Source organism: Chryseobacterium indologenes (assembly GCA_016025055.1).
In the GTDB taxonomy this organism is placed as follows: Bacteria; Bacteroidota; Bacteroidia; order Flavobacteriales; family Weeksellaceae; genus Chryseobacterium; species Chryseobacterium indologenes.
This window is the reverse complement of sequence record CP065590.1, coordinates 4,468,950-4,490,688: the sequence shown is the minus strand read 5'-3', so window position 1 is coordinate 4,490,688 and position 21,739 is coordinate 4,468,950. Positions and strand designations below refer to the sequence as shown.

The 21,739-nt window shown below is 37.1% G+C and carries 13 protein-coding genes and 7 pseudogenes; 12 read left to right on the top strand and 8 right to left on the bottom strand.

Translation table 11 applies throughout. The features are described from left to right. The 5 genes and pseudogenes from H3Z85_20735 to H3Z85_20715 all read left to right on the top strand — a co-directional run bounded on the left by H3Z85_20735 (position 1) and on the right by H3Z85_20715 (position 4,450). Positions 1 to 1,872: a hypothetical protein gene (locus H3Z85_20735; GenBank protein QPQ51639.1), complete on the top strand. Its 1,872-nt coding sequence runs from the start codon at positions 1 to 3 to the stop codon at positions 1,870 to 1,872. 53 nt (positions 1,873 to 1,925) lie between these two features. After that, positions 1,926 to 2,830, top strand: a pseudogene (locus tag H3Z85_20730) (GLPGLI family protein). Positions 2,831 to 2,993: 163 nt separating this feature from the next. Continuing rightward, entirely contained in the window at positions 2,994 to 3,560 is a 567-nt protein-coding gene (locus H3Z85_20725; GenBank protein QPQ51638.1) for a sugar O-acetyltransferase, read from the top strand. Between the two features lie 22 nt (positions 3,561 to 3,582). Continuing rightward, positions 3,583 to 4,221 (top strand): GLPGLI family protein, encoded by a 639-nt coding sequence (locus H3Z85_20720; protein ID QPQ51637.1) that lies wholly within the window; start codon positions 3,583 to 3,585, stop codon positions 4,219 to 4,221. Continuing rightward, the gene (locus tag H3Z85_20715) at positions 4,184 to 4,450 is read left to right on the top strand and encodes a hypothetical protein (GenBank protein ID QPQ51636.1); all 267 of its coding nucleotides are present in this window, start codon (positions 4,184 to 4,186) and stop codon (positions 4,448 to 4,450) included. The genes H3Z85_20720 and H3Z85_20715 overlap by 38 nt, the downstream gene beginning before the upstream one ends. A 67-nt stretch (positions 4,451 to 4,517) precedes the next feature. Here the strand turns inward: H3Z85_20715 and fsa are convergent, their stop codons facing one another. Next, positions 4,518 to 5,171 (bottom strand): fructose-6-phosphate aldolase, encoded by a 654-nt coding sequence (fsa, locus tag H3Z85_20710; protein QPQ51635.1) that lies wholly within the window; start codon positions 5,169 to 5,171, stop codon positions 4,518 to 4,520. Between the two features lie 208 nt (positions 5,172 to 5,379). Between fsa and H3Z85_20705 the strand changes: the two genes are divergently transcribed. Beyond that, positions 5,380 to 5,868 carry a YdeI/OmpD-associated family protein gene (locus tag H3Z85_20705; protein ID QPQ51634.1) on the top strand — a complete coding sequence of 163 codons (489 nt, stop codon included), beginning with the start codon at positions 5,380 to 5,382 and terminating at the stop codon, positions 5,866 to 5,868. Between the two features lie 63 nt (positions 5,869 to 5,931). On the opposite strand, the gene H3Z85_20700 is transcribed toward H3Z85_20705, so the two are convergent. Then, a complete protein-coding gene (locus H3Z85_20700; GenBank protein ID QPQ51633.1) occupies positions 5,932 to 6,492 on the bottom strand; it encodes a hypothetical protein in 561 nt (186 codons plus the stop codon). Between the two features lie 189 nt (positions 6,493 to 6,681). Here H3Z85_20700 and pepE point away from each other — a divergent pair. The 4 genes and pseudogenes from pepE to H3Z85_20680 all read left to right on the top strand — a co-directional run bounded on the left by pepE (position 6,682) and on the right by H3Z85_20680 (position 10,893). Further along, positions 6,682 to 7,375 (top strand): annotated as a pseudogene (gene pepE, locus H3Z85_20695) (dipeptidase PepE). Then, positions 7,375 to 8,238, top strand: a complete 864-nt coding sequence (locus H3Z85_20690; protein ID QPQ51632.1) for a hypothetical protein — start codon at positions 7,375 to 7,377, stop codon at positions 8,236 to 8,238. Before pepE ends, H3Z85_20690 begins: the two are co-directional and overlap by 1 nt. Positions 8,239 to 8,344: 106 nt before the next feature. Continuing rightward, positions 8,345 to 9,717: pseudogene (gene dacB / locus H3Z85_20685) on the top strand (D-alanyl-D-alanine carboxypeptidase/D-alanyl-D-alanine-endopeptidase). Positions 9,718 to 9,777: 60 nt separating this feature from the next. Further along, positions 9,778 to 10,893, top strand: a complete 1,116-nt coding sequence (locus H3Z85_20680; protein ID QPQ53964.1) for a HAMP domain-containing histidine kinase — start codon at positions 9,778 to 9,780, stop codon at positions 10,891 to 10,893. Between the two features lie 58 nt (positions 10,894 to 10,951). Here the strand turns inward: H3Z85_20680 and H3Z85_20675 are convergent. The 6 genes and pseudogenes from H3Z85_20675 to H3Z85_20650 form a co-directional block, all read right to left on the bottom strand. After that, positions 10,952 to 12,807 (bottom strand): annotated as a pseudogene (locus H3Z85_20675) (PDZ domain-containing protein). A 200-nt stretch (positions 12,808 to 13,007) separates the two neighbouring features. Further along, positions 13,008 to 14,639: a M1 family metallopeptidase gene (locus H3Z85_20670; protein QPQ51631.1), complete on the bottom strand. Its 1,632-nt coding sequence runs from the start codon at positions 14,637 to 14,639 to the stop codon at positions 13,008 to 13,010. A 154-nt stretch (positions 14,640 to 14,793) separates the two neighbouring features. Then, a complete protein-coding gene (gene tatC / locus H3Z85_20665) occupies positions 14,794 to 15,621 on the bottom strand; it encodes a twin-arginine translocase subunit TatC (GenBank protein QPQ51630.1) in 828 nt (275 codons plus the stop codon). Positions 15,622 to 15,826: 205 nt separating this feature from the next. Further along, positions 15,827 to 16,513: a type 1 glutamine amidotransferase domain-containing protein gene (locus tag H3Z85_20660; protein QPQ51629.1), complete on the bottom strand. Its 687-nt coding sequence runs from the start codon at positions 16,511 to 16,513 to the stop codon at positions 15,827 to 15,829. A 96-nt stretch (positions 16,514 to 16,609) separates the two neighbouring features. Beyond that, positions 16,610 to 17,174, bottom strand: a pseudogene (locus tag H3Z85_20655) (Crp/Fnr family transcriptional regulator). A gap of 8 nt (positions 17,175 to 17,182) precedes the next feature. Further along, the gene (locus H3Z85_20650; protein ID QPQ51628.1) at positions 17,183 to 18,142 is read right to left on the bottom strand and encodes a KpsF/GutQ family sugar-phosphate isomerase; all 960 of its coding nucleotides are present in this window, start codon (positions 18,140 to 18,142) and stop codon (positions 17,183 to 17,185) included. A 157-nt stretch (positions 18,143 to 18,299) separates the two neighbouring features. Between H3Z85_20650 and recQ the strand changes: the two are divergent. Further along, positions 18,300 to 20,503 (top strand): annotated as a pseudogene (gene recQ / locus H3Z85_20645) (DNA helicase RecQ). Positions 20,504 to 20,646: 143 nt separating this feature from the next. Continuing rightward, positions 20,647 to 21,729: pseudogene (locus H3Z85_20640) on the top strand (glycosyltransferase). Positions 21,730 to 21,739 lie beyond the last annotated feature (10 nt).

Here is a 21,739-nt window from a genome sequence, read left to right as displayed (position 1 = left end):
ATGGAAGCCTTATTTCTGTATTTTGGAAAAGTAATTGTATGTTCGGGTGTAACGTTTTTGTATTATCAGTTGTCTTTAAAAGACAAGACGTTTCATCATTATAACAGATTTTATCTGTTGTCTGCCATGCTCATATCGCTGCTGCTGCCGCTTATCAAAGTAGAAGATTTTACGATAGAGGTAAATAATGAGATGTATATGCTTCTTGATAAAATTCAGAATTTTAATACAGAAAAAAACTTAAACAATGGTAACCTTTATTTTAACATTATTATTTCAGCTCTGGGACTGGTTTCTTTCTATCTGCTAGGAAAGCTGATCTTCGGGATTTTTAAAATCCAGCAGTTTAAAAAACAGTTTCAGAAAGAAAGCTTTGACGGAATCAATTTTTACCGTACAAACCTGGATGAAGCCCCTTTTTCATACTTTAAAAATCTTTTCTGGAAGAATACAATCCTATTGAATTCTGAAGTAGGAAAACAGATATTAAAGCACGAAATGGTACATATTGAGCAGAAACACTCATTCGATAAAATCTTTATTGAAGTGATTACCTCCATTTTCTGGTTCAATCCGTTTTTCTATTTAATTAAAAAAGAAATTAACTTAATACATGAATATCTGGCTGATAAAAAAGCCGTAAAACATTCGGACACTAAAGCATTTGCGCAGATGCTTTTGGCAAGCCACTTTTCCGGAACACAGTTGCCTGCCGCCAGTCCGTTTCTAAGTTCAAACCTTAAAAAAAGACTTAAGATGTTACAAAAACCAAAAACCAAATTCGGATATGCGCGAAGAATTTTTGCCTTACCGGTTGTATTCACGATTGCTTTTGCTTATCTGGTCAATGCAAAAAACAAAGAGATTGAAAAAACTAATCTTTCTATTAAACAAGCCGTATCACAGCTACAGAAAGATACTGTAAAATCTGTTAAAACCATACAGGAAATCCCTGATGCAAAGGCAATGAATCCGGGTGATGAGAAAAAGCTGGCAGAAATAGAAAAGAAAATTGATAGAAAAGGTAAAGAACTCGATAAATTAAAGCCGGGAAGTGTTGCCTTTAACAAAAAAATTAAAGAAATCAATGAACTCTCCTCAGAAATAGGAAAACTGGCAGATAATAAAGCTCTGAAAGCGACCACTGAATATTTCAAATCTCCTGAATGGAAATATAAAATGCAGGCATTGGAGAATATGAAGGTCGAAATTCCGGATCTTTCCAATATCGATATAGATGTTGATTTCCCTGATCCTCCCGTAGCTCCAGAAAATACTTCTTCTACACCTCCAGCTGCTCCTCTTGCTCCCAAAAGCCCAAAAGTGATGTATTTTAATACTAAGAATGTATCTAATTTTAATGATCTGAGTTCAAAGGAAAAAGAAGAGGTACGAAAAGCAATGAAACAAGCTAAAATAGCTTTGAAAGAAAGCCGGAAAGCTAGAAAAGAAAGTGAAAAAGCCAGGAAGGAAGCAGACAAAATGAGAGGCGAAAGTGACAGGATCAGAATCGATGCTGATCATATTAGAAAAGAAGCTGAAAAGGCAAGGGTGGAAGCAGAAAAACTCGCTAAAGAAAGTGTAAGCAATTTCAAAAATATGAGTTTTACGACCACTAACAGCTCTCCCAGAGTAATGATTATGCAGGCGGATTACATTAAAAAAGACGGGAATGGAAATGTAGGCTTGAATGGAATTAAAAAATTCAAGGTAATCGGACCGGATAATATAAAATACTATATTGATGGAAGACCGGTTTCTAAAGAAGAAGCCAATGCCTTAAACCCGGATATAATTGCAAGTATTAATGTTAACAAAAGGAATCTTGCAAAAGGTACAGATGACGAGATAAGAATTCAGACAAAGAAATAAAGTTTCATCAGGCTTTGTCAATATACCATTGGCAAAGCTTTTTATTACAGCATATGAAAAATAATATTCTATTTTTTTTGTTATTGGGAAGCTTTGCAGGGGCTCAGGTCAACCGTTTTTTTTACGAGTACAAGTTTATCCCCGATTCTGATCATAAAGAAGAAGTAAAAAGGAAATGATGTTGCTGGATATTGACAAAAACGGATCAAACTATTACAGCCATGACAAATTTGTAGCAGACTCCATCAGCAGAGCAGAACTTGAAAAACAACTGCAGAACGGAGGAGGAAATATAAGCGTCAACAGACGTGAAAAACCGGGACAGATCTCTTATAAAGTCACTAAACAATACCCGGATTTCAAAACGTATCTGTTCAGAAGTATTTCTATGGATCACTACAAAATCCGTGAGGATAAGAAACCGGACTGGAAAATATTACCTGATAAACAAAAAATAGGGGCATACAATGCCCAAAAGGCATCCGCAAATTTTGGAGGAAGAGATTGGATAGCCTGGTTTTCAACAGATATTCCTTTTCAGGATGGTCCATACGTTTTTTATGGTCTTCCGGGACTTATTGTAAAGCTGGAAGATACCACCGGCTCTCACAGCATGATGCTGGTAGGAAATACAATGGTAAAATCTCCGGCTACAGAGAAGGAATTGCAGATGCCTGAGAATGTGAAAGTTTTGGGATTCGGCGGAAAAGAAATTGAGGTGTCCAAAGATCAGTTCAGAAAAGCCTGGAAAGCTTATGTGAATGATCCAACCAAAAATATGAGGGAACTTATGATGAAAAATGGCGGTGAGCCGGGAACTAAAGTCGCTTTTAAAGTAAAAACATCAGACGGGAAAGAAATCTCTGACCCCAGCCAGGTATTCAGGGAAATGGAAAAAAGAACGAAAGAAATGTTGAAGAAGGACAATAACCCGATTGAACCGGATCTGGTGAACTAAAAATATTGGTATTAAACGAAAAGAGAAGTCAGCAACATGACTTCTCTTTTTGTTTAGATAGGTATCAGACATACAGTGGAATATTTTTATTAAAAGATGATTATCAAATTGATTCACAGAAAACTTGTACCTTTCGGAGGATATTAAACTAGAACTTCTTATTATGACGGAAAAAGAGAAATGTGCGCAAGGATTGCTGTATAATGCCAATTACGATAAAGAATTAATCAATGAACGTATTGCCTGTAAAGATTTGTGTCTGGAGTATAACGGATTGAAAAATTCTGATGCAGACGGAAGAAGAAAAGCGCTGGAGAAAATTATAGGTAATATAAAAGAGAATATCTGTATTGAACCTTCCTTTTGGTGTGATTACGGCTACAATATTGAAGTAGGAGAGAACTTTTATGCCAATCATAATCTGATTATTTTGGATTGCGCAAAAGTAAAATTCGGAGACAATGTTTTTATTGGCCCCAATTGCAGTTTTTATACCGCCGGCCACCCGCTGGACGTTCAACAGAGAAATGAAGGCCTGGAATATGCACATCCCATTACGGTAGGAAATAACGTTTGGTTTGGAGGGAACGTCGTTGTATTACCCGGAGTCTCTATCGGAAATAATTCTGTGATAGGCGCGGGTAGTGTCGTTACCAAAGATATTCCTGACAATGTTGTTGCCGTAGGAAACCCTTGTAAAATCATAAAGCATAGTACCGGAGAAATCTAAAAACCATGAAACCAAAATAAATATGAAAAAATCAGTCACCGTTTTTATACTGCTATTAGCTCTGGTAATGAATGCTCAGAATCAAAGATTTATTTATGAGTACAAATACATTTTAGATTCTACGGCTAAAAATAAACCTGAAACTGAAATGATGCTTTTAGATATTTCGCCCAAGGGCTCGAAATTCTACAGTAAAGATTCTTTTGAAACAGATTCCCTTATGGCCGCTACCATGGAAAAACAACTTAAGGCAGAAAGCTCTGAGATTGATTTTTCAAAAATTAAAAGTAAAGGCAAAGTTTATTATAGTGTTGAAAAAATGTATCCGGATTATTCGGTGATTTTTTTCAACAACCTGGCTGCTGATGAATATATGGTTCAGGATAGCAGAAAACAGGATTGGAAGATCCTTTCAGATAAGCAAAAAGTAGGGGGATTCATTGCGCAGAAAGCACTTTGTGACTTTGGAGGAAGGAAATGGACTGCCTGGTTTACAACAGATTTACCCATTCAGGACGGACCGTATAAATTTTATGGTCTTCCGGGACTAATCGTAAAACTTGAAGATGCTACCAAGACCCATTCTTTTGAATTAAAAGGGAGTAAAAAACTTCCCGCAAACTATGTGTGGCAAAGTACAAAAAGAGAAAGAGAGGTTTAATCAGCTGGTGACGTTGAATGAAGTAAAATATAAAAAAGTCTTTAAGGATTATCTTGCTGATCCTATGAAAAGTGAAAGGCAGATGATGGCACAGGGAATTATTGTTCAGGAAATAGATGAATCCGGAAAACTGACAGACCGTAAAGGCAGAGCAAATGACCGGGAAAAAATGATGAAGGATAACCTGAAAAAAGAAAATAATATTATTGAATTAGATCTGTTGCAATAAGGAAACGGATCATAAAATAAAACCCGGAAGTTCGTTCCGGGTTTTTTATATCTGATTGAAAATTATTCTATGCCAATTTCTGAGAATCTGCAATAAACTGAGCCAATCCGCTGTCTGTTAACGGGTGTTTCAGTAAGCTCAAGATCGGAGGAAGTGGAGACGTAATAACATCAGCTCCGATTTTAGCACAGTCAATGATATGCATTGAATGACGGATAGATGCTGCAAGGATTTCAGTCTCAAATAGATAATTGTCAAAAACTAATCTGATCTCCTGGATAAGGTTTAATCCGTCTGTAGAGATATCATCTAATCTTCCTAAGAATGGAGAAACATAGGTAGCTCCTGCCTTAGCTGCCAAAAGTGCCTGTCCTACTGAAAAAATCAATGTACAGTTCGTTTTGATTCCTTTATCAGAAAAATATTTTAAAGCCTTGATACCGTCTTTGATCATGGGGATCTTTACTACGATATTCGGGTGAATAGCAGCCAGTTCATCGCCTTCTTTAATCATTTCTTCATAAGTTGTAGAAAGTACTTCTGCAGAAATATCTCCGTCTACAAGCTCGCAGATTGTTTTATAATGGTTTTTGATTGCTTCAGCTCCCTGAATTCCTTCCTTAGCCATTAATGACGGGTTAGTCGTTACACCATCTAAGATTCCAAGATCTCTGGCTTCCTTGATTTGCTCTAAATTAGCTGTGTCAATAAAAAATTTCATTTCGTTACATTAAAGATTTATGGGTACAAAGATAATGGAATTAATTGAGTTCTGTGGCATGAATTTTTGGGAATGAGTGTTAAGGAGAGCACGATTTTCAGAGTTGATGTGTCAACGGATCGAAGAGTTTAAACTTGACGGGTTGTGAAAGAAATTTTTCAGTATATAAAGTCTATTTGCTAATTTTACCTGTAACTTTAACGAGATTATGAAAAATAAATCTTTCACGGCGACGCTGGATATCATTGGGATCAATCCCTTTGTTTTTATTCCTGAAGAGATTCTGACCAGAATATTTGAAGATGCAGGGAAAAGTAAAAGTCCGATTCCTGTGAAAGGAACGGTTAACGGACAGGCATTTCAACAGAACCTAATGAAATATGTAGGCGAATGGAGATTATACATTAATACCATAATGCTTAAAAACTCACCCAAAAGAATAGGCGAAGTTATTGAGGTAACCCTTGAATATGATGATTCAGACAGGAGTATCTCTATTCATCCCGGGTTGGAGGAAGCCATTAAAAACAGTACTCTTGCGACCGCAAATTTTGAAAAACTGACTCCTTCAAGACAAAATGAATTGGTCCGGTACATCAACAACTTAAAAACCGAGGTAAGTATCCGGCGAAATATTGAAAAAATTGTGCGGCATCTTCACGGGGAAACCGACTTTTTTGGAAAAATGGTTGATTAGAAAATAAGTTAATACTGATTTCAGCAATAAAAAAATCCGGAAAATTTTTCCGGATTTTGCTTATTATGAATTTAAAGCTTTGCTAAGTTTTACAGCATCCTGATTAGATGGATCATACTGTATTGATTTAGCAATGTGTTCTTTAGCTTTGTTAGGATCAGTCTGCTGTTCCGTAAAGGCTAAATAGAAATAAGCGTATGCAAGGTTTTTCTTATTCTGCTCTACCTCTTCAGGTTTTACCGTTGCAATGTACTTTTCATAAGCAAGTTTTGCGTTGGCATCATCTTTTGCAGACTGGTAAGCATAGGCCTGGCTGTAATATGCCGGTGCCCAGTCTGGTAGTAACACAGATATTTTTTTCCAGGTATCGATCGCATTCGTCCAGTCTGAAGCTTCCTGGTATGCTGTAGCCAGTTTTGCTAAAGACTCAGCATCCTTAGGATTGGCTTCAATTTGCTTTTTAAGACCTTCAATAGTCGTAGGGGTTGTTTGAGCTGTTGCTGCAGTATTTGCTGTTTTAGCGGTGGTATCCGTTTGAGTAGTTTGCGCAGTGGCAAATCCTGCACCTCCTACAAGTATTAAACCTACAAAAAGATTTTTAATATTAACTTTCGGCATTTTCATAATCGTATATTTTTAAAATTCTGAATTTTCAAGTTCAAGAATAATTCCATAAAACCTCAAATTTTAGAAGCTTTAGGTTTTTTTAGAAAATATTAACGGGTTTCCAGTTTTTTTTAATGTAATTTTTGATTCGTTTACCATTGAGCTTTATCTTTGTTCATTCAACTTTTTTAAATTTAAAATCTTCCAATGAATATCATATTAGCTTCAACTTCTACACTTTTCGGTGGAGAATATCTGGAATATTTAAGAGACGAACTTATTTCATTATATGCAGGAATTGACGAAATCGTTTTTGTCCCGTTTGCGAGACCCGGCGGAATTTCACACGAAGACTACACTGCCAAAGCCCGCTCTTTCTTCGAAACCATTAATATCAAAGTGAAAGGCCTTCATGAGTTTGAAGATAAAATCGAAGCTTTACATCAGGCAAAAGGATTTTTTACCGGTGGCGGAAATACATTTTTATTGGTTAAAACCTTACACGAAGAGGGTTTGATGTCTGTATTAAAGGAAAATGTAACCCATGGCAAACCATACCTCGGATGCAGTGCAGGAAGTAATATCGGCGGACAGAATATGAAAACGACGAATGATATGCCGATCGTTTATCCTTCGAGCTTTGACTGTATGGGACTGGTTCCCTTCAATCTTAACCCTCATTACCTTGATCCGAATCCGGACCTGAAGCACAACGGGGAAACAAGAGAAACAAGAATCAAAGAGTTCCTTACACAAAATGATACGAAGGTTGTAGGTCTCAGAGAAGGAAACTGGATCAGGAGAATCAATGATACGATCACCGTCGAAGGAAGCGAACTTACCAGGGTTTTTTGAAAAGGATAAAGAGCCTTATGAAATAGAAGCGGGAAGCAGCTTATAATGAAGGAGGAAGGCATCAGCCGTTTTATAGAACGCAACCTGAAGAATTTTTCAGTCAACAGCACCGGATGGAATGATCTGATCGGGGAAATGCTGGCTGAGCTGGTTCATGCAGGATGGAATATAGATCATGATGTATTTGGAAAAGAAGAATCCGGAGAATTGCGATGCGCTATTTATTCTGAACATGAGGAATTGAATATCGCTTTTAAAAAGATCACCAATACATATTTGAACTTATCCCGGGAAGTATGTGAGATTTGTGGCCATGAAGGTAAAACAAGAACAACAGGTTCCTGGCGTACGACTTTGTGTATGAATCACTATTTTGATCAGAAGCCGGTAATGGAAATTGATGAAAAGCTTAATGTCAGCTATAACAATAAGATTATTCTGAATGTAAATGAAGTTGTAAAAGCCGAGGTCGGATTTGATCTTCAACAACTATTTCTTTACACGAAAGAATATCCTCATGAAAATGATCTGTTTAGTTTTTCATGGCAGGAACCCAATTATTATCTGCTTTTGAAAATTATTCCCCGGCATGTATTTCCGGAAGATATGCAGCGCAGCATTTCAGATTTGTTCCTAAACCTGAAAGATTGTGAAATCTGCGGAAATAAAGCTCTTCATCATACATCTTGTTTACGTTGCCATCATGAGCCCTGGGGAGCGTATCCATATCATATCGAAGATTACAGCGGAAAATCAGATTATATAAAAGAATGTCAAATAGATCTTTTCATCGATGAAGATGATCATGAAAAGCTTTTTACCTGTGACCGTTCATTTGAGAAGGTTCACAATCACAGGATCCTTTTTACACCAACTGATGTGGACGAATATAAAAAGCTTTTATTTTAACTATATTTGATGTAGAATTTAAAATAAGTAAACCTGAAACATAGCTGCTCAAAACAGGTAATTGTTCAGGTATACAAGCAAAAGTTTAGCACAAAACAACAATGCAATGAAAAAAACACTTGCAGTTCTCACTCTTTCGGTACAGATGGTATCGGCTCAGAATATTGCCCAGAAATTGGACAGAGCAACTAAGGATCTTATGGATTCTTCTTCAGCCATTGCTTCTGCGTTATCATTTTATGTATCAGACGAAAACGGAAATTTTATCTACGAATATCAGGGAAATAAAGGTTTGTCTACGGCTTCTACCCAAAAATTTTTACGGCAGGAGCTGCTTTGGAAACCTTAGGGAAAAATTATACTTTCAAAACAACTTCCAGCTATTCAGGAAGTCTGTCTGGTGGGACTTTGAACGGAAATCTTTTTATCAGTTCAAATGGAGATCCTACATTAGGAAGCTGGAGGTATGATGCCTATAAACCTGAAAATTTTAAAAAGAAATTAATTGAAGCCGTTAAAAAAGCCGGCATCACAAAAATATCAGGAGATCTTGTAATTGACGATTCATATTTTGATCATCAGACGATTCCGGGAGGATGGCCGTGGGATGATTCAGGAAATTATTATGGTGCCGGGGTCTGGGGAATCAATTGGAGGGAAAATCAATTTGATATCAATATTAACGGAACAGATTTTAAAAGCTTTTCATATCCGTTGGAAGGTGTAAAATGGCTTAATGATCTGAAAGCCGGCGGAAGCTCTGATCAAAGCCTGATTTTTACAGCTCCTCATTCTGGAGTTGCTTTAATCAACGGGATGCTTCCGGGAGGAAAAACGGTAACGGTTTCCGGTTCTGTCCCGAATCCTCCGCTGCAGTTGGGCGTCGAAGTAAAACAATGGCTGCAAGAGTCAGGAATTGAAATTTCCGGAAAAACACTTACCTGTTCACAGCTTGAAATGGACGGAAAACCTGTACCGGAGATTCCGAAAAATAATATCATTCTCCATTACGAATCGCCGACCTTAGACAAAATAGTATATTGGTTTTTAAGAAAAAGTATCAATATGTATGGTGAAACCCTGATCAAAACGTTGGGAAAAGAAAAAAAGGGAAATTCCAGCTTCAAAAGTGGTGTCAGCTATCTGAAAGAATTTTGGAAAGCAAAAGGTATCAACCCTAATATGATCAATTTTGCCGACGGGAGCGGACTTTCACCACAAAATTATGTTTCTGCCAAGGCAGAGGTTCAGGCATTGCTGTACGCTAAGAAACAATCGTGGTTTGATGCTTACTATGACGGATTTCCGATGCAGGACAACGGAATGAAGATGAAGAGCGGTACCATGCGAGATACCAAATCTTTTGCAGGATATCACACGGCAAAAGACGGTAAAAAATATGTGTTTTCCATTATCATCAATAATTATCAGGGAAGCGGAAGTGCAGAGCTACAGAAAATCCTTAATATTTTAAAATAAAAAAATAGCTTGAGAAAATCAATACTTACCAGACTCAATAACTGGATTATTTTTGTGGTGATGACTACTCTGGTCATCGCTATTATAGTGGCATCCACATCGTTGATTAATTTTCTCAGAAAAGAAGAAATCAAAAGAATCAGTCTTCTTTCTAAGGCGATAAGAATTCAGCAGGAAGTAAAAAGTCCGGATACGGATGTCCTTGATCTGCTGCCCGATATCCTCAATATCAATAATACCATTCCGTTCATCGTCACCGATAAATTCAAGAACCCGATTCTTGATCTGGGATATTACAGAAATATTCCTGAAAGTACCATAAAAGATCCTCAAAAGCTGCAAAGCCTGATCATGAATATGGAGAAAAACTACGACCCGATTGAGATCAAAGTACCTGACGGAAATAATCAGTTTGTTTTCTACGATAATTCCCGGCTGCTTAATAATTTAAGATATTCACCCTATATCCTGGGATTGTTTATCCTGCTGTATTTTGGTTTTTCTTTCTGGTTTTTCAGGACGATAAAAAAAACGGATGAAGGATATTTATGGGCTGGCCTGGCGAAAGAAACTGCCCATCAGATCGGTACTCCTTTATCTTCCATGATCGGCTGGATGGAGATCATGAAGCTGGATACCCCGGATTCTGAAGGAGTACATGAAATGGAAAAAGATATTGAAAGGCTGAGGACTATTTCCGAACGTTTTTCAAAAATAGGATCTGTCCCGGAACTGAATGACCTGGATTTTAATGAAACGATCCAGAAGAATTATGATTATCTGAAAACCAGGATTTCCAGAAAAGTTAATTTTACCTTAAACCTTCCTAACTATAAAGTTCTGGTTCCTCATAATAAAATCCTGATGAGCTGGGTGATCGAAAATCTGGTCAAAAATGCTGTAGATGCTATGAAAGGAGAAGGTGCCATTGTCATGTCGGTCTTTGAACGAAATAAAAATATTTTGGTCGAAGTAAAGGATAACGGGAGCGGAATGACCAAGCAGCAGGCACGAAATGCTTTTAAACCCGGATATTCAACCAAAAAGAGAGGTTGGGGACTGGGATTGTCACTGGCAAGAAGGGTCATTCATGAATACCACAATGGTGATATTAAGATTTCCCAGACAGAAATAGGAAAGGGAAGTACCTTTAGAATCACTGTCAGAAAAGCATAAAATAGTATAATCCAGTAAAATCAGATAAAATAAAAGCGGGGAAATTTCCCCGCTTTTATTATTTTTTACCAGTGAGCCACTGAGTTTGAAGTTTCAATTCTGCCGGACTTGGATTGGCCTTGAATTTAGGCGTTTCCATGGTCATCTTGTCCAGGACAGCTTTTCCTTTCAATGTCATTTTCTCTTTCTTGCCGGCATTGTCTCTAAGGATGGTTACCGTAACATCTTGTCCCTCCTTAATGGTTTGAGTATACCCGATGAAATCCTGAACCTTTTTGATATCTACCGTTTTTCCGTCTAAAGCAAGAACCTGATCCGTGATTTTAAATCCTATACTTTTTGCAAATGGAGACAATGTTGAATTCTCATCAAAAGCAAAGGCATTGTTTTTATCATCAAATCCGGTTTGATTAGGATTTTTGATAAACCAGAAAATAGGTCGGCTTTCCTGTTTTTGGATCTCTACGCCAACCATATTCAGATATTCTGCATAAGGGGTTGGCTGATTTCCTGCAATATATTTGTTGTAAAAATCTTTTACCTGCGGATATCCCGTTACCGTTACCAGCTCATCTATAAGTTTATCATCTTTGAACGGTTTATTTTCTCCGAATCTCTGAGACAGCTTTCGGATCATATCACGGTAGCCCATTTCACCGTTGGATAGTTTTCTCAATTCAATATCCAGGCACATGGCCAGCAAAGCTCCTTTTTCATAGACATTTCTATACTGATCTTTATAAGGTTCTTTCAACACATTTTTACTCATTACCGTAAACGGCATGGTATCATCATAATTTTTTGAGTTGGCAATTTTCTCACCGATCCTCTCCAGGAATTCATCTTTATTGATCAACCCCTCCTGAATCTGGAACAAATTGGCAAAATATTCAGTTCCTCCTTCGTACATCCATAAGTGCTGAGACATTTTAGGATCTGCATAATTGAAATAATGAATCTCTTCAGAATGCGTTTTCAATGGATTTACAGTATGGAAAAACTCATGAGAAACAACATCGGTAATGGTTTTGTCGATGGCATCTTTTGGCATCATTTCAGGAAGCACCACACTTGTGGATTCATGGTGTTCCAATGCTCCGAACCCTTTGATCTGAGGTCCGTCACCACCGGAAAGATACAGCATGATTGCGTATTTTTTGTTGGTGTTCATATCGCCAAGGAATTTTTTTGAGCGATCACCATTTTTTCCAGATTATCCTTGAAATCTGCAGCCTTATATTTTCCGGTAGGTGAATACACTCCCAGTACAAGCTCCATTCCTCCAGCGTTGAAGGTAATATAATCAGGTTTTGTATACATCAGCGGGGAATCGGTAACTTTCGCATAATTAGCAAGTGTAAAAGTATCCGTAGATTCCGACTTATCCTGATCTACCAGCGCAGTTGTACCATAGAAGTCGGTAGGTTTTTGGATGATCAGCTGATAAGGTACATCCTGCATATTCTCAATATATCCTACAAAACCATGGGTATTGATCATAAAAACTTTTCCCTGCTCAATGTCTGTTCCTGAAGGAGAAAAGACCGCCTTATGTTTTGAGGTATCCGTTTCCTCATCAAAACTGTCGTTGACGAGATAGGAAACTTTACTGAGGTTCTGAGCGTTTTTCAGTGCATATGTATTGTCGTTAACTTTTGTATAGGTAAGCTCATTGCCTTTATTGTCATAGAATTTAATTCCTTCTATAAATCTTCCGTAATCATCTTCAGAATAGGTACCCGGAACCGTTTTAGGGAAATGAAACTTTATATCTCCGGATTTCATTTTCGGAAATTCCATCGTAACGGCTACTTTATCATCTTTTACGTTAACGAGGTCAATCGTTGTTTTTATAGACTGGGCATTCGCTAAAAAAGCGGCAAAAAGGCCTAAGCTAAGTGCTATTTTTCTCATTAAGATTTATTTTATAATTAAATAGTTGTTCTTTTACTCATTTTGTTACGGGATGGAGTATTAAACTTTTCTTAAAATTTGAAAGGTACAATCAGGAAAGGTCGATACAATTGTACTGAAAATTATGAACAGAGAATATGATATCAAAAAAACAGAAAAGGGCAAAACTCCCAAAATGTAGTTTTGCCCTTCGGATTTATTTATTCAACACTTTGGTAGTTGATGTAATAGTTTTTATTCCATTCAATAGGATTAGTGCTTTTAAGCTTGACAGTCTGCCATTCTTCTGTGGGAGTGATGGTCTGCTCTCCCGGAATGATAACAGGTAGTTTCAGATTTTTTACCACATTCGTATATCTGAATTTCAGCGAATTTCCGGTTTGCGTGTACTCAAGAGTAGGAATTTTAGTTGTTCTTAAATACTGGTCAAAAACGGTTGAGAAATCAATTCCGGACTGCGAAGATAGGTAATCCTCAATCTGTTTTGTAGTAACAGTCTGATGATAAAACTCTTTGCTCAGTCCTCGTAAGATCTGTCTGAATTTTTCATCATTATTGATCACTTGTCTCATGGTATGAAGCATGTTAGCTCCTTTGGGATACATGTCTCCACTTCCTTCATTTCTTACCCCGTATTGCCCGATAATGGGAACATCATTCTGGATAACATGTCTCAGACCGATCATATAAGTATCAGCCGACTTTTTATCCATATATTTTTCTGTGAAAAGAACCTCTGAATACATCGTGAAACTTTCATGGATCCACATATCTGCCTGGTCTTTTGCCGTGATATTGTTGGCAAACCATTCGTGTCCGCTCTCGTGAATGATGATATAATCCCAATGCAGGCCGACTCCCGTTCCGGATAAATCTTTTCCGCGATAACCGTTCTGATAATTATTACCATAGGCTACATTGCTCTGGTGTTCCATCCCCAGATACGGAGAATCTACCAGTTTGTAGGAATCTTCGTAGAAAGGATAAGGGCCAAACCAATATTCAAATGCAGAAAGCATTGGTTTTACCTGCTGGAACTGCTTTTTTGCCTTTTCTACATTATAATCCAATACCCAGTAATCTAAATCCAGCTTTCCTTTTTCTCCGTCAAAAGTATCTTTGAAATTTACGTATTTACCGATATTAGGAATGATAGAGTAGGCGTTAATAGGATTTTTTACTTCCCAGGTATAGGTTGTTTTATTTCCTTCTGTCTTTTTATCAATCAGTCTTCCATTACCCACACCTACAAGATCTTTCGGAGTAACGATTTTCATCGTGATTCCGTTATCCGGCTCATCACTCCATATATCTTTGGTAGGAAGCCAGATGGAAGCTCCGATCCCTTCGTCAGCAACACTCATCCACGGATTTCCGTTTTCATCTTTGTCAAAAACCCAGCCACCGTCCCATGGAGCTCTTTTGGCAATTAACGGATTTCCGGAATATATGACATCAATATTATATTTTTCTCCTTTTTTGAATTTTTTATTGGCAGTAACAAAAATGAAGTCGCCTTCTTGTTTATAGTTTGCAATGGGGAAGTTTCCGGTTACCTTATCGGCTTTCATCGGTTGCTGGAGGTCAATCTGGAAAACAGGATTGGTAATGTCTTTAATGATTTCAAAGCTGATTGTATTATTTCCTTTAATACTTTTCTTAGCAAAATCAGGTTCTACGGAAAGGTCGTATTTTTTGACATCCCAGAAATTTCTGAACTGAGTATCGGAACCTTTTAAAGTATCCTGTTTAGTAAAAACTTTATCTTTTTCAAAGAATTGACCGAATGCAACCGCGGAAACAAATAAAAGTGTATATGACAGCTTTTTCATTTTAAACATTATTAATAATCTTTTCAAAAATAGAAAATTTAATTAACAGCAAAATTGAGAAAGAGTACAAATCTAAAATAAGTCCGGAAAAAGTATCGTATAAAGCATAAAAAAGCCCGGCAGAAATGCCGGGCCTGATATTTATTTTGATCAATTACTCTTGTACTGCGGGAAGATTTCCGTTGCTTTTCTGTACCCTTTTATAAGTGAAACTACACATCATAATACTGAATTCATAAAGAATAAGTAATGGGAATGCAGCCATCAGCATACTTAAAACATCTGCCGGAGTGATAATTGCCGCTACCACCATAATTAAAACAATAGCGTGACGACGATATGTTTTCATAAACTTCGGCGTCAGAATTCCGATGCTGGTAAGGAAATAAATCAGAATAGGAAATAAGAAAATAACCCCCATCCCTAAAACAACCTGTAAAAACAACGTCGTATAATCACTTAAATCATAAAGAGGAACAATAATGTCTGAAATTTTAAAAATAACTCCAAAATTGACTGCGAACGGAAGAATGAGAAAATATCCGCATAATACTCCCGTCATGAAAAGCATCCACACGGCATTGATGATATAGATTGAATTCTTTTTCTCTCTCGGATGTAAAGCCGGACCGATAAATCGCCATAATTCCCAAACAATATACGGAAATGCCAAAACCATTCCTCCAAAAACAGAAACAGCCATCATGACATTGAACTGCTGATACAATCTCTGTACACGTACAGGAAAATCCTTAGGAAGGTGAATGCTGTCTTCTCCCAGAATCATTCTTGAAAAGTGATTTACAATTTTGAAGGTAGGAAAATCATTTCTTGTCGGACCAAAAAATATGTGGTCCATAATCCAGTTGATATTAAATCCAACCACAAAAGCTGCAATTACGATAGCAATAATCGAACGGACCAGGTGCCCTCTTAATTCTCCAATATGCCCAAGAAAGGACATTTCTTTATTATTGTCCATATAATAGAATCTATTTAAAATGCCGACCGTTGTGGGATAAGCAGTTTAAGTCTGCGAAATTATGAAATAATAATCAGTATTTAGAATTTATTACTTATGTTTTTTAAGTTTTGAGATAATGAAATTTTGTACTGTTTAAAAATCTAGACAACCGTACAAATTTCTCGCCCGGTTGTATAAATTTTTTAAAATAATAGGTTGTGTATTATTTTTCGAGGATCTCTAATACTTTTTCTGCTACATCACCTCCTGATTGAGGATTCTGCCCCGTGATCAGCCTTCCGTCTGCTACGGCAAAAGGAACAAAATCCTGGTCAGCTTTTACATAATGGGCGCCTTTGCTTTTCAAAACATCCTCTGTAAGATAAGGCATATGATCAGCAAGTTCAGCTGCGATTTCTTCAGAATTTGAAAATCCGGTCAGTGTTTTTCCTTTGATCAATAATTCTCCGTCAGAAAGTTTAATATTGAAAAGCCCTACAGCACTGTGACATACGGAAGAAACAATTCCGTTGTTTTCATAAATCTTTCTGGCTATATCCTGTAAGTCTTTATTATCAGGAAAATCCCATACAACACCATGCCCTCCGGAATAGTAAATGACACTGTAGTCTTCCGGGATAATGTCTTCCGGCTTCAAAGTATTTCCCAATTTTTCTCTGAAAACGTTGTCCCCATAATATTTCCAGTCTACCGGCTGCACAAACATTTGTAAAGAGATAGGGTCCAGCGGTGTATAACCTCCTTTCGGGCTTATAAAGTCAATTTCATATCCTTTTTCATGCAGTTTCTCATAAAAATGAACGGCTTCACCCAGCCATAGCCCGGTTGCTCTATCCATATCAGGATATTTTTCTACACTGGTCACTACTATTAATGCTTTCTTTTTCATTTGTTTTTGTTTTAAAAATTATAATACAAAGATTGCATTTTTATACTGGTCAGAATAAGGATATAGGTCAAAAAAAAGATGTGACCTGGGTCACACCTAAGAATATAATCTGCTTAATGTCTCTCTTGAAACACCAAGGTAACTTGCGATAAGCTGTTTGGGCAAATGATCCATAAAACCGGGATACTGTTTTACAAAATCTTCATATCGCTCTTTAGCTGTTTTGCTCATCAATGAAAGGATTCTCTGTTGTAAGGCAACATATCCGAAGTTGGATTTTACCCTGAAAAAATGTTCCATTGCAGGCAGTTGTAAACAAAGAGCGTTTAAATTTTCATACGAAATAGCATATACTTCAGAGTCTTCTATACAATCAACAGCCAATGAAGAGATTTCCTGTTTAAAAAAAAGCGGCAAAATCTGAAATCCACCAATGAGGAGCTCCAAACTGCAGGATATGCTCCTTCCCTGTACTATCAATGGTACTGCTTTTAACAATACCTTTTTCTATGAGATAAATCTCGTTTACAGGCTGATTCTCCTGTATCAGAAACTGCCTCTTCCTGAATTTCTTTTTGTCGAAAAGATTTTGTATCATTTCAAGCTCATCATCACTGATAGAGATGATCTCCCGGATATGCGTTTGCAGAAAAAGGCTCATGGGCAGGATTAATTTATTCCTTCATCAAGTAATTTATGCAGGTCGATGATTCCAAAATATTTACCATTTTCGGTAACCACCAGCTGCCCGATATTATTTTCTTTCAAAATCTTCATCGCTTCCTTGGCCAAAGCTTCTTTTTCAATGGTTCTCGGATGAGCAGACATAATATCTTTAGCCAGAACTTTAGTGATATCTTCTCCCTTCATCAGCATTCTTCTTAAATCACCATCGGTAATAACTCCTATGATCTGATCATCTTTGGTTACCACGGTGATTCCATGTCTGGAGGCACTGATCGAAATAATAACATCTCTGATAGATGCTTCTTCAGCTACCTGAGGTTTCTGTGAAGATAAAAACTGTTCAACTCTTGAAGTAAGGTTCTTTCCTAAACTGCCTCCCGGATGAAACTTGGCAAAATCATTGGCTTTAAAATCATTAAGTTCCATCAGCGCTACTGCCAGAGCATCTCCCAATGCCATCTGAATGGTGGTAGAACTGGTAGGAGCGAGCTTGTTGGGACAGGCCTCTACATCAACATGAGTATTCAGGATAATTTCAGAAAACTCAGCAAGCTTACTGTTTTTATTGCCTGTCATTCCGATCAATGCGGAAGAATAGTCTTTTAAATAAGGAACAAGGTTGGCAATTTCAGGAGAATTTCCCGAATTAGAAATACATAAAACCACATCCTGTTTCTGAATAACTCCCAAATCTCCATGGATAGCCTCTGAGGCGTGAAGAAATTGTGATGGAGTTCCTGTAGAGTTTAACGTGGCGACAATTTTATTCCCCACGTGGGCAGATTTTCCTATTCCTACGACAATCAGTTTCCCTTTTGCCGAATGAATGATCTCTACGGCCTGTGCAAACTGATCATCAATTCTGTTTTTTAATTTTTCAAGCTCTGCAATCTCAATTTCTAAAGTAGTTTTAGCAATTGATATAATGTTGGTTCTCTCCATTTTACTTTGATAGGTATACAAAAAAGTTCTTAAAAAACGTTATATTTTAAAAAGAATATTTAATATAAATTTTATTTTTTATAAATTCGTTCGCTTTTATTTTAAGCAGAATTTTTATAACTTTGGGTTACATGCAAATTTAGCAATAGAAAATTAGATGAGCGCAAAAAAAGCCAATTTATCAGGCGAATTGAAAAAGTATTTTGGGTTTTCTACATTTAAGGGTCAGCAGGAACAAATCATAGGAAATCTCTTAAATGGGGAAGACATATTTGTTTTGATGCCTACGGGGGTGGTAAATCATTATGTTATCAGCTTCCTGCTCTTATTTCGGAAGGCACGGCGATAGTCGTTTCACCCTTAATCGCGTTAATGAAGAATCAGGTGGATGCAGTCAACGGCCTTTCATCGGATGATGGGGTAGCACATGTATTAAATTCATCATTAAACAAGACACAGACAAAACAGGTTTTTGACGATATTAAAAGTGGAAAAACGAAACTTTTGTATGTAGCTCCGGAATCATTGATTAAAGATGACTATCTGGACTTTCTGAAAGATGTTAAGATTTCTTTCTTTGCCATTGATGAGGCACACTGTATTTCAGAATGGGGACATGATTTCAGACCGGAATACAGAAATTTAAAACAGATCATAGACAAGATTGCCAATGTACCGGTGATTGCTTTGACGGCAACAGCAACTCCTAAAGTTCAGGATGATATCCAGAAAACTTTGGGAATGACCAACGCATTGGTTTTTAAAGAAAGTTTCAACCGGCCTAATCTATATTATGAGGTATGTCCGAAAGTAAATGTAGATAAAGAGATCGTAAAATTTATCAATCAGCACAAGGGAAAGTCAGGGATCGTATATTGCCTGAGCCGCAGAAAAGTTGAGGAGTTTGCCCAGCTTCTGCAGGTCAACGGAATCAATGCACTTCCTTATCATGCCGGTCTTGATCAAAAAGTGAGAGTAACCAATCAGGATAAATTCCTCATGGAAGAAGTGGATGTCATCGTGGCAACCATTGCTTTTGGGATGGGAATTGACAAACCAGATGTACGTTTTGTGATTCATTATGATTTTCCTAAATCCCTGGAAAGTTATTATCAGGAAACGGGAAGAGCAGGAAGAGATGGAGGAGAAGGTCATTGTCTGGCATTCTATGATCCGAAAGACATAGAGAAACTAGAAAAGTTCCTGGCGCAAAAGCCCGTTTCTGAAAGAGAAATTGGCCTGCAGCTCCTGAACGAAGTGGTAGGGTATGCCGAAACTTCAATGAGTCGTAGACAATACATCCTGTATTATTTTGGTGAATCTTTTGATCCTGTCAACGGTGATGGGGCAAAGATGTGTGATAACTCTTCAAATCCTCCAAAATTGAAAGATGCAACAGCCGATCTGAATAAAGCTTTGGAACTGATTAGTGATACAGGAGAAAAATTTAAAGCCAAAGACCTGATTTCTGTTATTGTTGGAAAAGAAACAGCGGTGACGAAATCATATAAACTTGAGCAAAACGATCATTTTGGTTTTGGTAAACACGAAAAGGACAATTACTGGAAGACTATTCTCAGACAGGCAACGGTTCAGAATTTCTTGCAGAAAGATATTGAAACCTATGGTGTTATAAAGATTACTGAAAAAGGAAGAGCTGTACTAAAAGGAGAATCAAAAGACAAATTTTTAATAGCCGAAGACAGAGAATTTGATCTTACACAGTCTAAAGCTGAAAGTGATCAGATACAGCAGCAGGCAGGTGGCGGTATGGATCAGAACCTGTTTGGTCTTTTAAAAGAACTGAGGAAAAAAGTAGCCAAGAAATATGGCATCCCTCCATACACCGTATTTATGGATCCTAGTTTAGAAGATATGACGGTTCAGTATCCGATTACGGTAGATGAAATTACCAAAATTTATGGTGTAGGAGAAGGAAAGGCTAAAAAATATGGTAAAGAATTCGCTGATTACATTAAGACCTATGTTGAGGATAACAATATAGAACGTACTCAGGATATGGTGTTGAAGCAGGTCGCCAATAAATCGAGCCACAAAGTTTTCATTATTCAGAGCACCGATAAAAAGATCGATCTTGAAGATATCGCAAGAGCCAAAAACCTTTCGATGGATGAACTCCTGAAGGAAATGGAAAGGATCGTTTATCAGGGAACAAAATTGAATATTGATTATTATATTGAAGATAATTTCGATGAAGATATTGTAGACGGATTTATGGAGTTTATGAACGAATCTGAAAGCGATAGCATGAAAGTATTGCTGGATGAATTTGGAGACGAACTTTCTGATGAAGAAGTAAGAATGCTGAGAATTAAATTTATCAGCGACGTAGCAAACTAAAGACTGAAATAAGAAAAAATGCACAAACAGGCTGTCTCAAACTGAGATGGCCTGTTTATTTTAGATTCGTCTACAGGACCAAAAAAGAGTATCAATAAAAGGAATATTTGACTCGTAACTAAACTTTTTAGTAACTTTAACTGATGAAAAAAATCTCTGTCATATTTATTCTGCCTGATCTGGAGACAGGAGGAGCGGAAAGAATTGTTACTACGATTGCCAATCATTTATCGAGGGACCGCTTTGAGCCTAAGATTTTATTGTTGCGCAAACGTGGAGGTTACCTTAATTTCCTGAAGAAAGATGTTGAGATCATTGACATCAATACAGAGAGAATCAGACATTCGCTGAAACCGATACTGGGAGAGATCTACAGAAGAAAACCGGATATTGTATTTTCAGGTTTCGGAGAGGTCAATGCTTACCTGGCTTTGTTTATCAAACTTTTTCCCAGAACAAAATTTATTGCCAGAGAAACCAATGTCGTCACGGAACACGTTACCAGAAGGGAAATCAAGTTTTTCTATAATTTTTACAATAACTATCAGAAAATCATTGCACAGAGTGACGATATGAAGAAAGACCTGATTGATAATTTTAATATTAAAAAAAGAAAATTGTCAAGATCAACAATCCGGTAGATTTTGATTTTATTGACGAAAAACTGAGAACTTCCCTAAAGCCTGAAGGTTTTAAATACAACTATAAAAATGTGGTAGCCATTGGTAACCTCTCGGCCAGAAAAGGTTTTGATAACTTATTAAAGGTATTTTCAAGACTTAAAAATGAAAATATCATGCTTCATATTTTAGGAGATGGAAAAGATAGAGACGTACTGCTGCAGATGAAAGAATTTCTAGGATTGAAGAATGTGGTCTTTCATGGCAGACAGGATAATCCCTATCAGTTTTTAAAATATGCGGATCTGTTTATTCTTTCCTCAAGGTATGAGGGCTTTCCGAATGTTTTGCTGGAAGCCGGAGCTTGTGGAACCTATTCCTTAGCCAATAACTGCCCGGGAGGAATCAACGAGATTATCCAGCATAATGTAAACGGCGAAATTGCCAATATTGAAAATTATGATGATTTTGCACAGCAAATTATAAAAGTAATGCATGAGAATTATAATCGTGATGCGATAAAAAAATTCGATCAGATCCCGGTTTTCAAAGAACATTATTTTGGATGAATATGAGAAGGTTTTACTGGATCTAATTAAAAAATAACCACAAAGGC